11 protein-coding genes and 3 tRNA genes are annotated in these 15,373 nt (G+C 40.7%); 12 read left to right on the top strand and 2 right to left on the bottom strand.

Annotation, left to right across the window (positions count from 1 at the left end; all coding sequences use genetic code 11):
* From Xvie_RS04040 to fur, 4 genes are all read left to right on the top strand, one after another.
* Positions 1 to 1,018: Immunoglobulin-like domain BIg-containing protein (locus Xvie_RS04040; RefSeq protein ID WP_244175433.1), on the top strand; the 1,018-nt coding region annotated here is incomplete at its 5' end.
* 264 nt (positions 1,019 to 1,282) lie between these two features.
* Positions 1,283 to 1,573, top strand: a complete 291-nt coding sequence (gene ybfE / locus Xvie_RS04035) for a LexA regulated protein (RefSeq protein WP_086108058.1) — start codon at positions 1,283 to 1,285, stop codon at positions 1,571 to 1,573.
* 175 nt (positions 1,574 to 1,748) lie between these two features.
* Positions 1,749 to 2,282: a flavodoxin FldA gene (fldA, locus tag Xvie_RS04030; protein WP_086108057.1), complete on the top strand. Its 534-nt coding sequence runs from the start codon at positions 1,749 to 1,751 to the stop codon at positions 2,280 to 2,282.
* A gap of 183 nt (positions 2,283 to 2,465) precedes the next feature.
* Complete coding sequence (gene fur, locus Xvie_RS04025) at positions 2,466 to 2,915, top strand: ferric iron uptake transcriptional regulator (RefSeq protein WP_086108056.1); 450 nt, start codon at positions 2,466 to 2,468, stop codon at positions 2,913 to 2,915.
* Between the two features lie 107 nt (positions 2,916 to 3,022).
* Here the strand turns inward: fur and Xvie_RS04020 are convergent, their stop codons facing one another.
* Both Xvie_RS04020 and glnS read right to left on the bottom strand, forming a co-directional pair.
* On the bottom strand, positions 3,023 to 5,728 hold the full coding sequence (locus tag Xvie_RS04020) for a beta-N-acetylhexosaminidase (RefSeq protein WP_086108055.1): 2,706 nt from the start codon (positions 5,726 to 5,728) through the stop codon (positions 3,023 to 3,025).
* Positions 5,729 to 5,977: 249 nt separating this feature from the next.
* Positions 5,978 to 7,645: a glutamine--tRNA ligase gene (gene glnS, locus Xvie_RS04015; RefSeq protein ID WP_086108054.1), complete on the bottom strand. Its 1,668-nt coding sequence runs from the start codon at positions 7,643 to 7,645 to the stop codon at positions 5,978 to 5,980.
* 610 nt (positions 7,646 to 8,255) lie between these two features.
* On the opposite strand from glnS, the gene Xvie_RS04010 reads away from it, so the two are divergent.
* The 8 genes from Xvie_RS04010 (at position 8,256) to Xvie_RS03975 (ending at position 15,304) form a co-directional block, all read left to right on the top strand.
* A complete protein-coding gene (locus tag Xvie_RS04010) occupies positions 8,256 to 9,542 on the top strand; it encodes a glycosyltransferase (RefSeq protein ID WP_167376229.1) in 1,287 nt (428 codons plus the stop codon).
* A gap of 195 nt (positions 9,543 to 9,737) precedes the next feature.
* Entirely contained in the window at positions 9,738 to 11,252 is a 1,515-nt protein-coding gene (nagE, locus tag Xvie_RS04005) for an N-acetylglucosamine-specific PTS transporter subunit IIBC (RefSeq protein ID WP_086108052.1), read from the top strand.
* 368 nt (positions 11,253 to 11,620) lie between these two features.
* Complete coding sequence (gene nagB, locus Xvie_RS04000; protein ID WP_086108051.1) at positions 11,621 to 12,427, top strand: glucosamine-6-phosphate deaminase; 807 nt, start codon at positions 11,621 to 11,623, stop codon at positions 12,425 to 12,427.
* 24 nt (positions 12,428 to 12,451) lie between these two features.
* The gene (gene nagA, locus Xvie_RS03995; RefSeq protein ID WP_086108050.1) at positions 12,452 to 13,609 is read left to right on the top strand and encodes an N-acetylglucosamine-6-phosphate deacetylase; all 1,158 of its coding nucleotides are present in this window, start codon (positions 12,452 to 12,454) and stop codon (positions 13,607 to 13,609) included.
* Between the two features lie 12 nt (positions 13,610 to 13,621).
* Positions 13,622 to 14,845, top strand: coding sequence for a DNA-binding transcriptional regulator NagC (gene nagC, locus Xvie_RS03990; RefSeq protein WP_086108049.1), 1,224 nt, complete (start codon positions 13,622 to 13,624; stop codon positions 14,843 to 14,845).
* 155 nt (positions 14,846 to 15,000) lie between these two features.
* A tRNA-Met gene (locus Xvie_RS03985) sits at positions 15,001 to 15,077 on the top strand.
* Positions 15,078 to 15,082: 5 nt separating this feature from the next.
* Positions 15,083 to 15,167 (top strand) — tRNA-Leu (locus Xvie_RS03980).
* A 62-nt stretch (positions 15,168 to 15,229) separates the two neighbouring features.
* Positions 15,230 to 15,304: transfer RNA gene (locus Xvie_RS03975), tRNA-Gln, on the top strand.
* Positions 15,305 to 15,373 lie beyond the last annotated feature (69 nt).

The following is a 15,373-nucleotide window of genomic DNA, read 5'->3' as shown; positions in this document are numbered from 1 at the left end:
GAAACCCGAAGACAGCGGCCGGATTATCCAGCTCGCCATGGTACCCCGCAGTCCGCTTAAGTCGGGTAATAATAAAATGATGTTGGGGGAGTCAGTGGCGACGGATACCGTGCAGGAAGCCAAGAAAAGCAATGTCACCGGGGGCAACCCGGACGGTACCGTGAAAGGGATTGCGGATGACTTCACGATCACCTCAGAGACACCAGAAAAGGATGCTGATGGCTCACTGGCTATTATAGTTAAAAAGACGGCTCCTGATCCCATAAAGTTGACCATCAATACTACAGTGGCAGGGGGTCAATCCGTTGGAGGCGTGCCGGTAACCATTAAGATGACTGCGATGAATCGTCAGAAAAAATCTGACACAGTCACAGTAAAATTGGAAACGGAAGAAGGAGTATTAACGGGTAACGCGGATAGCTATACGGGTCATACGGACGAAAAAGGCAATCTGGTTATCAATGTTACTGATCCTGATGGTCTTGGTACACGGACAACATTGTCTATTACAGTGAATGATGGAGCTAAACAGTTAACCAAAACACAGGATGTTATTTTTACCGTACTAACCAGCCCAGATATACCACTGGCGAATTATTGGGGGCATATGGAAAAAACAGTTAACGATGGTAGCAACACTTTCTATCGACCATTGTTGGCTAAAGAGATAGATAGTACTTTAAGTATTCTTACATGGGAACGGAATAACGAACTTTGGGGAGCGGCTCAATGGAATAGAATAAACAACTATTGCCAGAATAATTTGGGCGCGAATTTACCCACTATTGTAGAGGCAAAAAAATTAGCTGAAGTTAATTTAAGCTCTCCCGAACATTACCTTTATACTCACTACGGTTGGCCGGTTAATACTAAGAAGGCTTTCTTTATCTGGACTTCAGAACTTGATCCAAACACACTATCTATCTCGATTATAGGTCTCAATAATAATCAGGCTAGCGATAGTGGCAGTAAGAACGCCGGCGGTGGTGGGCGATATATTATTATTTGTCGCAAGTAAAAAACAATTATTTGTTTATCACTTTTTTCTTAAGGAACCGCCCTTAAAAGGGGCGGTTCAGGTCGATAATAAACATTGTATTTCCCTGTAATTTTTTCATAACGCTACTCAATATTTTCCAAAATAATCTGCCTTCTGCCCTATCTCATTGACAATCCACCGACAATCCGCCCGAAAAACCAGACTAGCCAGTGGCGACACGCGTCGAGCTAAGGTATTATTGCCCGCTATATTGTTGGTACACGCCCATTATCAATTAAATTTATGGCAAAAGAACAAACTGATCGCACCACACTGGATTTGTTCGCAGATGAACGCAGGCCAGGGCGACCGAAAACAAATCCACTGTCCAGAGATGAACAGCTTAGGATCAATAAACGTAACCAGTTACGACGAGATAAAGTTAAAGGACTTCGTCGAGTGGAACTTAAACTCAATGAAGATGCCGTCGATGCACTTAATCATCTGGCAAAACAGCGCAATATCAGCCGCAGTGAACTGATTGAACAAATGTTGTTAGCCCAACTGGCAGAAGAAAATCACCTTGCCGATTAACGGCTTTTATTCAACGACAATGAAGCGGAACCACCACACAAATCTGACAGATTTGTCATTGATGTTTGGTCAAAATAACGCTTTTCATGTTACTAAAACTGACATTTTTCTAGCTGATTTCAGCGTGATGTGTATAGATTTAATACACAAATAAAACAAGAGGTTAACCCATTTTATGGCAATAATAGGTATATTCTTCGGCAGCGATACAGGCAACACAGAAAACATCGCCAAAATGATCCAAGAAAAATTGGGCGGTGCTGATGTTGCTGAAGTCCACGATATTGCCAAAAGCAGCAAAGAAGACATTGAAGCCTTTGATATCCTGCTGCTTGGCATCCCAACTTGGTATTACGGCGAAGCTCAATGTGATTGGGATGATTTCTTCCCGACACTGGAAGAAATTAATTTCGAAGGGAAACTGGTTGCTTTGTTCGGCTGTGGTGATCAGGAAGATTATGCAGAGTACTTCTGTGATGCTATGGGCACCATTCGCGATATTATTGAGCCTCATGGCGCTATTATCGTAGGACACTGGCCAACCGAAGGATATCACTTTGAAGCCTCTAAGGGCATGGCCGACGATGACCACTTTATTGGTCTGGCCATTGATGAGGATCGTCAACCAGAATTGACAAGTGAGCGCGTTGGGGCTTGGGTACAACAAATTAAGGTTGAGATGAGCCTGTCAGAAATTCTGGGTGCATAAGGGGAATAAAACCCTTTCATGCAGGATTATTCTTGCATAATGTGTCATGATATCCGGATAGGTATGGTTTTCATTTTGAATATCCATGCCTATAATCAACAACGTGAAACAGAATCATGATTCCCTCACGATACCCCCAAGTATCATAAGTTTACTTAACTCAAGTTACAGGACTGAATCCGCATGACCGACAACAATAAAGCATTGAAAAATGCTGGACTTAAAGTAACACTTCCACGCCTGAAAATTTTGGAAGTGCTACAGGACCCAGAATGCCATCATGTCAGTGCGGAGGATCTCTACAAAAAACTGATTGATATCGGTGAAGAGATTGGCCTCGCCACTGTCTATCGCGTGTTAAACCAGTTCGATGATGCCGGCATTGTCACACGCCACAATTTTGAAGGCGGTAAATCGGTTTTTGAACTCACTCAGCAACATCACCATGACCATCTGATTTGTCTCGACTGCGGTAAAGTCATTGAATTTAGTGATGAATTCATTGAAGAGCGTCAGAAAAATATCGCTGAGCGTTATGGAATTAAACTCTCAAACCACAGTCTTTATTTATATGGCCACTGTACTGTTGGTGATTGTCGCAAAGATAGCGCGTTTCATGATGAAAAAGCATGATAAACAAGCGTAATGAAGTGATTGAAATAGTAATCCACTTCTGCTTCATTTAGTCTGAATAAGCTTCTGCCGATTAGCCTGAGCTAATCGGCAGGTTGCTTTAAGCGTTAAAATTTTACTTCATCCATGCGGCTAAAGCGTTTTCCATCAGTACTGACTGAACGAATTTTCACATTGCTACTGACATGAGGTCGCAATCTATCATTGTAAGCTTGCCATGTTTTTCCATTATCCAATGAGTATTGGATAACAACTCCCGGTAATGCGATATTTGCTTCAAGTGTTTCAGAAACAATTCTGCCACCCGGCACCGGCAGACGATATGAAATGTTGGCTTTATCTAATTTAGCCAATTCACGCTGCCCCATCAGATTGGCAAAGCGTTCCCAGTCATGTTGAAGAAGATCTGCATCAACATAGTGTGTTATTCCTCCTTTATATTCCCTGCCCTGTTGATAATTTTGTTCCCAAGCCGCTTGGTGCCATGCTCTTTCCGCCAACGGCAATAAACGTGGATAAATCATATATTCCATTTGCTCATCAGTACGCACGGTTTCACTCCATGATAGCCCCGATATCCCATAAGCTCCCGGCCAACGTTTATTACTATGGGTGTTAAAATGGTTGCCATCACGATCTACCGAAGTCTCAGCATTTTGTGGCATGTTGTTTGGAGCAAAGCTGAAAATTTTTGCTTCATCATTAAAACGAGTAGCCCAATAGTAACCCCGCTCTTTCGGATGCACTTCATATGGCATATCCAGATAGACATAATCAGGGCTCGAAACAATGACTTGATAGCCCTTATTTGCCCAATCATTGGCGGAATCATAGCCTCCCCAATAAAGAGTATCCCAGAAATTCACCGCAACATGCTTAGTGGCAAAATCGTTTACCGATTTAACGTGTTTCAAACCATCCTGCCATGCCTGCATGGTGCTGATACCGTGGGCATTGATAATTTTACTGACTTCAATGGCAAAGTAACTGTCAAGTTCATCAACATCTTTAATGACTCCTTGCGCAATCATTTTCTGGCAAACCTGAGATTTGGCCCACGGTTTGTCCTCGATTTTTTGGTTGATACTCCCTTTGCCTGGCACTATCGGCCCATCTTTATCCTGATATCCTGCGCCCAAACGGATATTTTTTGCCTCATCCCCCCCAAAATGCCAAGTATTCAACGGCAGTCCGGCTTCTTTGTGCATGGCAGCAACTTCGCTGATAACTTTATCAATAAATCGTTTTGATGAATCCATGCACGGATTAAGATAACTATGGCGATCATAGAACTGGACAGATGTTGTATTTGAGGTATCTGTCGGATCAAGCAAGCGATATTCATTAGCCTCCTGCTCTTTGCCCTGTGCCATGAGTTTCTTATAACGCGCTTCCATTGACACAACTGCGGCACGAGCATGGGCTGGTATATCAATTTCTGGGATAACTTCTATCTGACGGGCTTTAGCATAGTTCAGAATATCAATATAATCCTGACGACTAAAATAGCCACTTCCCATATTATTACTATCTGGCCCTGATCCCAATTGTGGCAACAAACACTGAGTTTCACTTAAATCATGACAACGTTGACTGCCGATCTCTGTCAATTCCGGTAAACCGGGTATCTCCAAACGCCAGCCTTCATCATCACTCAAATGGAAATGGAATTTGTTCAGCTTATAGTTAGACATTTGATCGAGCAGACGCAGAACAGCTTCTTTGCTATGAAAATTTCGCCCAACATCAAGGAATACACCACGATATTCAAACCGTGGGGCATCTTTTGCCGTCAATGTAGTAATCTTGGGAATACCATCAGCGGGAAGCAAGGAAAACAATGACTGTAGGCCATAGAATACGCCAGATTGATCAAACGCGACGATTTGTGTGCCCTTGGTGGTAACCTCCAACGAATATGCCCCTTTGATTCGCCAAGGCCCGGTAAATTGGTTTGCATTTATTTGCGTTGCTACTCGATAACCGCCATCTGTTAAATTAATGTCATGGGCTTTGAAACGTTCCCTGATCACCTTAATAGATTCGCTGCTTAACCCTCCCAACTCTAATTTCACTCCACGGGATAAATCCACATCCTGAGAATGAATGGAAAGCTCTTTCGGTGTCGGGATAATCTGCCCTCGCAGTTTATCTTCATCGATTCTTGCCACCTGCTGGTTTTTTGCAAAACGGTTTTCAGGTGTCATCAAAATATTGTTATCCGCTGTAGTACGTTTCCACTGTTCACCTTCCAGATCAGATAAAAATTCGCTGATGTTTTCAGTATCAGTATTCAACAATATTTTTGGGGTAGCATCACCAGAAGTCGCATACCAACGTGGCATAAAATCTGTACTGAAAATCTGCCAATATTCACCAACAATTGGTAGTACGATTTTTTCATTGGCCTTAATGCCTTTGAAATTCTTCGTCGGTTCCAGCCTATGTAAATCTCCCGTGACATGGGTAATTTTGTACTGATCATTGTCCAGTTTCAGGATTTGGCGAATACTGTGAAAATAAAGTGCCCAATCAGAAGAATTGATCGCCTGATTGCCATTGCTCAAGATAATGTTGACCCGATTACAGGCAGCCGAATCCGCACCAAGAATGGCGCAATCTGTACCATGTGAACCAGCTTGATTGTCAATGACTTTAAAATTGACTTTTAACTGACTCAGTAAATCCACAATTTGCTGTGGTGACATTGATTGCTCTGGTGACATTGATAATGTCGCTTCTGCATGGGGGCTGCCTATAAATCCAACTGCCGTTATGAGTGCTGCCAAGGTACGTAATTTAATGATTTTCATAAATTACCTCGTCCGAATTTATTATTTTTTTCGATGGGCAAACTTTGGGTAAATAATGTACAGATTTGGCTAGCCAATAACCCTACATAATATAGGACTATAAGGCAATTTTTAATCTTAGCAGGAAGAATTAATTTTCATTACGATTCTATTAAGCATAAAAAAAGCGTGAAAATAATCACGCTTTTAGTGTATGGATTAATAGTGCATGGGCTAAATAACCTGAGTCACATTATCTTTGTGAACTTGTTATTCTTGTGAAATTTTTGCCCAAGTATCACGCAGACCAACTGTGCGGTTAAAGACCAGATGTTCAGCACTTGAGAGGCGGCTGTCAGCACAGAAATAACCTTCGCGCTCAAACTGATAGGTTTTTTCTGGCAAAGCACTTGTCAGCCCTGGTTCTACAAACCCTTTACTGACCACCAGCGATTCCGGATTAATAGTAGACAAAAAGTCATCTTCTGCCCCCGGGGTTGCCACACTGAACAGACGGTCATACAAATAGAATTCTGCTGGTACGCCGTGTGCAGCACTTACCCAGTGAATGACACCCTTAACCTTGCGACCATCGGCTGGATCTTTGTTCAGGGTTTGCTCGTCATACTGGCAATAAATCGTAGAAATATTGCCTTCTGCGTCTTTTTCAACACGATCAGCTTTAATCACATAAGCATTACGCAGACGTACTTCTTTACCCAAAACCAGACGCTTATATTGACGGTTTGCTTCTTCACGGAAATCCGCACGGTCAATGTACAGTTCGCGACTGAACGGCACTTCACGGCTACCCATTTCTGGTTTATTCGGATGATTAGGCATCGTCAGAATAACTTCACCTTCCGGCATATTCTCAATCACCAGTTTCACCGGATCAAGAACTGCCATAGCACGCGGTGCGTTTTCATTCAGGTCATCACGGATGCAGGATTCCAATGCCGCCATTTCAACGTTGTTATCCTGTTTGGTCACGCCAATGCGACGGCAGAATTCGCGGATGGAAGCTGCGGTATAACCACGACGGCGTAATCCCGAAATAGTTGGCATACGTGGATCATCCCAACCATCAACGATATTTTCCACCACCAGCTGGTTAAGTTTACGCTTTGACATCACTGCATATTCCAGATTCAGGCGAGAAAACTCGTACTGGCGCGGATGGCTGTCAATTGTGATGTTATCCAATACCCAATCGTACAAACGACGGTTATCCTGAAACTCCAGCGTACAGATGGAATGGGTGATCCCTTCCAGCGCATCAGAAATACAGTGTGTGAAATCGTACATCGGATAGATGCACCATTTATTACCTGATTGGTGATGTTCTGCAAATTTGATACGGTAGATTACCGGATCGCGCATAACAATGAACGGGGATGCCATATCAATTTTGGCACGCAGACATGCTTTACCTTCAGCAAATTCGCCAGCACGCATTTTTTCAAACAGAGCCAGGTTTTCTTCTACGCTGCGATCACGATACGGGCTGTTTTTACCTGGTTCTTTTAAAGTACCGCGATATACACGGATTTCTTCAGGACACAATTCATCTACATACGCCAGACCTTTATTGATTAATTCAATAGCGTATTGATACAGAGTATCGAAATAATCAGAAGAGTAGCGAATATTCCCGCTCCACTGGAAACCCAACCACTGAACATCAGCTTTAATCGACTCAACGTACTCGATATCTTCCTTGACCGGATTTGTATCGTCAAAACGTAGGTTGCATTGTCCCTGATAGTCTTGAGCGATGCCGAAATTCAAGCAGATCGACTTAGCATGGCCGATATGCAGATAACCGTTAGGCTCAGGTGGGAAACGGGTATGTACTGATGTATGTTTACCGGTTGCCAGATCTTCGTCAATAATCTGACGAATAAAGTTTGTCGGGCGGGCATCTGCCTCACTCATCGTTTTTTTCCTCAATGCAAAAAGCGCTTTAACATAACCTTCTATAATCCAATAAGCTGAACCGAGAAACAATACTTTGTTAGTGGGAAATGGTGGAATGGGTAAAGTTAGTGCGGAAAAGCGGAAAATAGCTTTCATCTTATCCGACTGAATAAGTCAAATAATGACAGGTTGAATTTGTCCTCGTGATTGAGTCTCAGGCTATCAATTAACCGATACTTTGTTGGTTGCTCTCACTCACCCCCGATTACCGTTGTTATAAACTTAGAGTTATCTATGTTCTCGGGGATTAGCTCCCTTAACCGCCTCAACGCATCTTGAAATTCATTAGGTATATAAAAGATAACATACATTTTATATATAATATTATTTAATTTTATTGATTACATGAGTATATATTAAAGACATCAAATCCCCAGACACATAATGAATAGAACAGGGAATTGATTAAAGAGAAAAGATCATTATCTGGTTTAATTTCATTCAGAAAATGAATGAGCGGCTACTTGATTTTTATACCTTTCAACATATCCACACGACTGGAAATTTTTCCTTTATATTATCACCCACCAATATCAAAATATATCATATATATCAACAGAGAATGAAAATGAAGAATCTATCATCAGGTAATAAAAAGATGATTATAGCAATAGTCATTAATGAAAAATATATATCAAATCACTATACAGATGGATTTAAGGTAGGAGCAACATCATTCACATTAAAAATGGCCAACTACTTTATTAAACAGCAGGTTTTTGCTGGATTTATCTTATATAAAAGAGATGAATCACTATTGGTTCCCAAAATTGAACAATTAGAGATAAATGAAATAAAATATATAAAAATTTTCTTTAATTTTTCGATGAACTCAGAAGATATCAGAGAAGCCTTAGCTAAAAGCCTATCATTCCTGTCTATAAACAACAACCAAAAATACAATATTTTCGCTTATTATCAAACAGATACAATATTATCTTATCATCCATCAAACATCCCATGTGGTGTAACACATCATGGACCTTTTGTTGAAGATTTTCAGAGGAATTATTCACAAGAAGAAGCTTATCAAGCATTTGAAAATAAAGATAAGGCGGTTCATCTTTATAAGCAACAATCTATAGGAATTAATACCTTAATCGATAAAGGATATTTTGTTATACAACACTCTAAACTACAAGGTGATTATCTAGTAAGCAAAGGCGTTCACCGAGAAAAAATAAAACAGGTTAATCCACCTATGTTCTCCAGTGAAAATAACGAATGTAGTTCATTAAATTCCAATATAAGTAATTTTCTAAACACAAATAAAGATGAAATCTTGTTATTCACTGCTGTTGCTAGATTAGATTATTTTAAAAATATAGAATTCCTGATTAATTCCTCAATTAATTTATTAGAAAAAGGCATTCCAACAAAAATATTAATTTTAGGTGATGAAGAAAAACAGGGCCACAGAAGAGATATACTAAATTTCATGATCCCCGTGGAGTATAGAAAACACTTTTTAATTTCACATAAACTATCGCACAAAAAACTATTTAGAATTTTTAATGAAATAAAAAGAAAAGCTATTTTTGTATGTACGTCACGTTATGAAACTCTGGGAATTACTCCTTTAGAAGCAGCACTAAATGGGATCTATACAATTGTTCCAAATTTAAGCTCAGTGGAAGCTTCAACTTATTTTTCACCGGAAGATAAGTTTAATTATGACATCGCGTCACTGACGAAAAAAATAATTTCCATATACGATAGAAATTTATTTATGTCCGATACACAACAACAAAAACTCAGAGTGTTACTGTCAAAAGATATCTTCGAAGAAAGTGTCGATAAAATTTATAATGAAATTTCAAAAAGTTACATACTCCCACTTCCATCAGCTATCTAAATAGCGTTTACAATAACATGTATAAATAATTTCAAGTAAATGAGCACATTGCGGTGCTCATTTTAATTTTATCAATATCGTTACAATGATCACAATTACTTATTTATCTGTGGCTTTTTCTTATTTTTCAATTAAAAATAAGTCATATCAATTGTGAAAAGTCTCCAATAATATTTACTACAATAGGTGAGAGCCATGGGTATATTTAACTATTTACAGCGTTTGGGAAAAGCACTCATGCTTCCAATCGCTTCACTTCCAGTCGCCGCGTTACTACTTCGGCTCGGTCAACCAGACGTATTCAATATCGCTTTTATTGCTAGTGCAGGTGGAGGAATTTTTGAAAATTTGCCTTTATTATTTGCGCTGGGAATTTCTGTCGGCTTGGCGAAAGATAATGGCGGAGCCGCTGCACTCGCTGGTGTCGTTGGTTTTTTCATTCTGACAAAAGCAACCGCCGTTATTGATCCTAAAATAAATATGTCATTTTTTGCAGGTATTATTTCGGGGATCGTTGCCGGACACTGCTATAACCGCTTTTCCGAAACCCAATTACCCGAATTTTTAGCATTTTTCGCGGGTAAACGTTTAGTACCCATTATAACCGGAATTATTTGCCTTTTCCTTGCCTGGATTTGTGGACATATCTGGCCGTATATACAGCATGGTATTGATCATTTCAGCCTTTTAGTATCAAAAAGTGGTATGGCAGGGTGGTTTACTTATGGTGTTCTTAATCGTGCCCTGATTCCGTTCGGCCTACACTATATCCTGCATTCCGTTTTCTGGTTCAGCTTAGGTGATTGTATAAAAATGACTTACGATCTGGCAGGATCAATACATAACATCTGTTTGGCGCCTGATGTAGCACGCTCTCTCACTATTGGAGCTGCCATACCCGGAATAGAAGGTTCAAACATTACTCAAATAGCGAGTGATCTCGCTCGTGGTGATTTAAATCGCTTCTTTGCTGGTGATCCCAACGCAGGGGTCTATATGGCATGGGCCTATCCAATATTTATGGGTGGATTACCTGGCGCTGCTTTAGCCATGTATTTAGCTGCACCAAAATCACGTCGCCCTCAAATTGGTGGGATGTTATTTTCTGTCGCCTTAACTTCATTCCTGACGGGTATCACTGAACCGATAGAGTTTTCATTCTTGTTTTTAGCACCCGCATTATATGTTTTACATGCAATTCTTGCGGGCGTTAGCATGGTAATTACAAACTCTTTAGGTGTCTTACACGGATTTGGCTTCTCTGCTGGTCTTATCGATTTAGGATTAAGCTGGGGACTGGCAACAAAACCATGGATATTGATTCCACTTATTATTCTATTCTTTGTTATCTATTTCGTTGCCTTTACCTTAATAATTCGCATTTTCAATCTGAATACGATAGGCAGAGAAGAGACAAATTCAGACAAAGCAACTTCTGCATCTCAAGATAAAGAAGCTATTATACATTATATCAGTGCCCTTGGCGGGCCTAGCAATATTCGTACCGTTGATGCTTGTATCACTCGGCTCCGTCTGACTGTAGAAGACAATACCCAATTAAATGAGGCTCAATTGAAGAAATTAGGGGCTAAAGGAGTCCTAAAAATAGGTAAACAAAGTATTCAAGTCATCCTCGGCCCACAAGCTGAAAACATCGCTGAACAAATAAAAGCTCAGTTGAAATTAAGTCACGCAGATAAAACTGAATAATTTATACTGTTCAAGATAAAAAGGAACGTAATTACGTTCCTTTTTATTACTATAAAACACCATATTTATCTGTTTTTTAATGAAAAATAACAAAAAACTTATTTAAATATATAAAAAAACATCCTTATAAATCCTATTGTTTAGTCATAAAATGCACTATAAAAGCTAAAAAACTAGCCATATCACTAATCTTATTTTAAAATAAAAAATATCTTCCTGTATAAAATGGAACTAAGTCCTATACAGGACAAGTATGATGCGCAATTTTATCCTACTGCTATCACGTATCATATTGATATATCAGCTATCGTATGTGCGTGAATAGCCTTACATAATTAAATTATTGAATGATTTTTTAAGAGGTAATCATGAGGCTGATCCCCCTAACTACGGCAAGTGATGTCGGTCGATGGTCTGCTCACTATATTGTAAGTAAGATCAATCAGTTCAATCCGACTAGTGATCGCCCTTTCGTGCTTGGGCTTCCCACCGGTAGCACACCGCTGGCAACCTATAAGGAACTTATTTCCCTATATCAAGCTGGGAAAGTAAGCTTCAAGCATGTGGTGACATTTAATATGGATGAATACGTCAGCCTGCCGGAAGATCACCCCCAAAGCTACCATTCATTTATGTACCAAAATTTCTTTAATCACATTGATATTTCGAAAGAAAATATCAATTTGCTAAACGGAAATGCAGAAAATATTGATGTTGAGTGCCAACGTTATGAAGGTAAGATCAAAACCTATGGCAAAATTCATTTATTTATGGGCGGTGTCGGTAATGATGGACATATTGCCTTTAATGAACCGGCATCTTCTCTTTCTTCACGCACGCGAATCAAAACACTGACCATTGAAACACGGACTGCCAATTCCCGTTTTTTCAATAATGATGTGGAACAAGTTCCCAAATATGCATTAACTGTTGGTGTGGGTACTTTAATGGATGCTGAAGAAGTCATGATTCTGGCAACCGGTATGAATAAAGCACAAGCTCTGCTTGCCGCAATAGAAGGGAATATCAATCATATGTGGACAGTCAGCTGTCTCCAGATGCATCCGAAATCACTTATTGTCTGTGATGAACCCGCCACCATGGAATTGAAAGTGAAAACAATGAAGTATTTCCACCAGTTAGAGGCCGATATTATCAAGGAATTCGCCAGCTAAACTGATTTAGGAGTTAAGATATCAATGTACGCATTAACTAATGGGATTATTTATACGGGATATGACAGGCTTGACAACCATGCTGTCATCATTGCAAATGGTTTGATTAAACAGATCTGCCCGATAAGCGAGTTGCCAGAAGAAATTGAAAAACACGATTTACATGGCGCAAACCTCGCACCAGGATTTATTGACCTACAAGTTAATGGTTGTGGTGGAGTCCAATTCAATGAACGATTGGAAGATCTTTCAGAAGAGACGCTGCATACCATGCAGAAAACTAATCAGCTCTATGGCTGTACTAGTTTCCTGCCTACCCTCATCACCAGCCCCGATGAATTAATGATAAAAGCCATCGAAGTGATGCGCACCTATCTGAAAAAAAATCCCAATCAGGCATTAGGGCTGCATCTGGAAGGGCCTTATATCAATCCAATAAAAAAAGGGACTCACAATACAGCTTATATCCGTAAGCCCACTCCCGAAATGGTTAATTACCTGTGCCTGAACGCTGATGTTATTACCAAGATCACCCTCGCTCCTGAAATGGTAGAAAGCAAATATATTCGAAAATTGGCCGAAGCGGGTATTACTGTTTCTGCTGGTCATTCCAATGCTACTTATGAAGAAGCTCGTCATGGCTTCCAAAATGGCATTACATTCTCTACCCACTTATATAATGCCATGCCTCCGATTTCTGGCCGCCAGCCCGGACTGGTCAGTGCCATTTATGATTCTTCAGAAGTCTATGCCGGCATTATTTGTGATGGAATGCATGTATCATGGCCAAATGTCCGTAACTCCAAGAGATTAAAAAATGAAAAACTTATCTTGGTAACGGATGCTATTGTTCCTGCCGGGCTTTCGCCCGATGCCATGGAGCAATTTACCTTTGCTAATAAAACAATATATTATCGAAATGGTTTATGTGTTGATGAAAATGGAACACTGAGCGGCTCAGCAATCACAATGATTGATTGTGTTAAAAATAGTGTGGAACATGTTGGTATTGCTTTGGATGAAACGTTGCGAATGGTGACGCTTTACCCAGCCCGAGCAATCGGTGTTGATAAATACCTCGGCACGATTGAATCTGGCAAGGTAGCGAATCTAACCGCATTTACTCACGATTTCAAGATCTGCAAAACCATTGTTAACGGGAATGAAGTAAAACTATCGTGAGTATACAGATTGATGAGTAATGAAAACGCACAAAAGCAAATCGGTAATATTGATCTAGTCAAACAGCTAAATAGTGCTGTGGTCTATCGGTTGATTGATCAGCATGGGCCAATATCACGTATTCAGATTGCAGAAGAAAGCCAGCTTGCTCCTGCTAGTGTAACCAAAATTACTCGTCAGCTGTTGGAACGTGGCCTGATAAAAGAAGTCGAACATCAGGCTTCCACCGGAGGAAGACGCGCGATCTCCATCATTACTGAAACACGTCATTTCCATACCATTGGCATACGGCTCGGGCGCCATGATGCAACCGTGGCGCTGTTCGATATGAGCGGCAAAACGCTAGTGGAAGCGCACTATCCTGTGCCGGAAAATACTCAGCAGGAAGTCGAGAAACGGATTATTGATGCTATTGAAAGTTTCATTGCCAAAAACCAGCGTCGAATCCGTGAATTGATCGCAATTTCAGTCATTCTTCCCGGTCTGGTTGATCCTGACCAGGGCGTCATCCGCTATATGCCACACATTAAGGTAGATAACTGGCCCTTGGTTAAGAATCTCAAAGAACATTTCAATACCTTCTGTTTTATTGGACATGATATTCGCAGCCTTGCATTAGCTGAAAATTATTTCGGGGCTACTCGCGATTGTGAAGATTCGATTCTGGTACGTATCCATCGCGGCACTGGGGCTGGTGTCATCGTTAGCAACAATATCCTGCTCAATAAACGGGGCAATCTTGGTGAAATTGGCCACATCCAAATCGATCCTTTGGGTGAACGCTGCCATTGCGGTAATTTTGGTTGTCTGGAGACTATCTCTTCGAACTCAGCCATAGAAGCCAGAGTACAGCATCAATTACGTCAAGGTTTCCCAAGCCAGCTTGCCTTGAACAATTGTAATATCCATGCAATTTGCCTTGCAGCCAATGCGGGTGATCCTCTTGCAACAGAAGTCATCAGGCAAGTAGGAAACTATCTTGGTAAAGCTATTTCAATAGCAATTAACTTATTTAATCCTCAGAAAATAGTTATTGCAGGGGAAATCACAGAAGCAGAACAGGTATTACTGCCTACCATTAAGAGCAGCATCAATACCCAAGTGCTACAGGCATTTCGCGAAGACCTTCCAGTCGTAGTTTCTGAATTAAATCACTGCTCAGCGATTGGCGCATTCGCACTAACGAAACGGGCAATGCTTAATGGTGTACTGTTGCAACATCTTCTTGGAGGATAATTCCAACCATTTTTGCCGAGTTTGTCGACAAAATGATTACGGGACGAACAAACAAACAATTTTGTGCGTATTTATTTAAAAAAGCAGTTGACGCATCTGTCTGATATACGCATAATTCGCCCCGCACCGCCGATGAAGGCAAAGCGAAAAAAGATGGCTACGTAGCTCAGCTGGTTAGAGCACAGCACTCATAATGCTGGGGTCACAGGTTCGATTCCCGTCGTAGCCACCATCTTTGCGGGAGTGGCGAAATTGGTAGACGCACCAGATTTAGGTTCTGGCGCCGCAAGGTGTGCGAGTTCAAGTCTCGCCTCCCGCACCATTTCCTTTGTCGGGTTGTACTTAGAATATGTTTTAGTGATTGTTTTAAGTTTTTGTTTCAGGTGGGGTATCGCCAAGCGGTAAGGCACCAGGTTTTGATCCTGGCATGCCCTGGTTCGAATCCAGGTACCCCAGCCATTTAACCGAAGCAATAAGTTAAAACCGTATAGCCTTAACTAAGCATTCTGAGGATAACAAAGGTTGCAG

The sequence above is a fragment of the Xenorhabdus vietnamensis genome (assembly GCF_002127535.1).
GTDB lineage: Bacteria > Pseudomonadota > Gammaproteobacteria > Enterobacterales > Enterobacteriaceae > Xenorhabdus > Xenorhabdus vietnamensis.
This window is presented reverse-complemented; position numbering and strand designations above follow the sequence as displayed.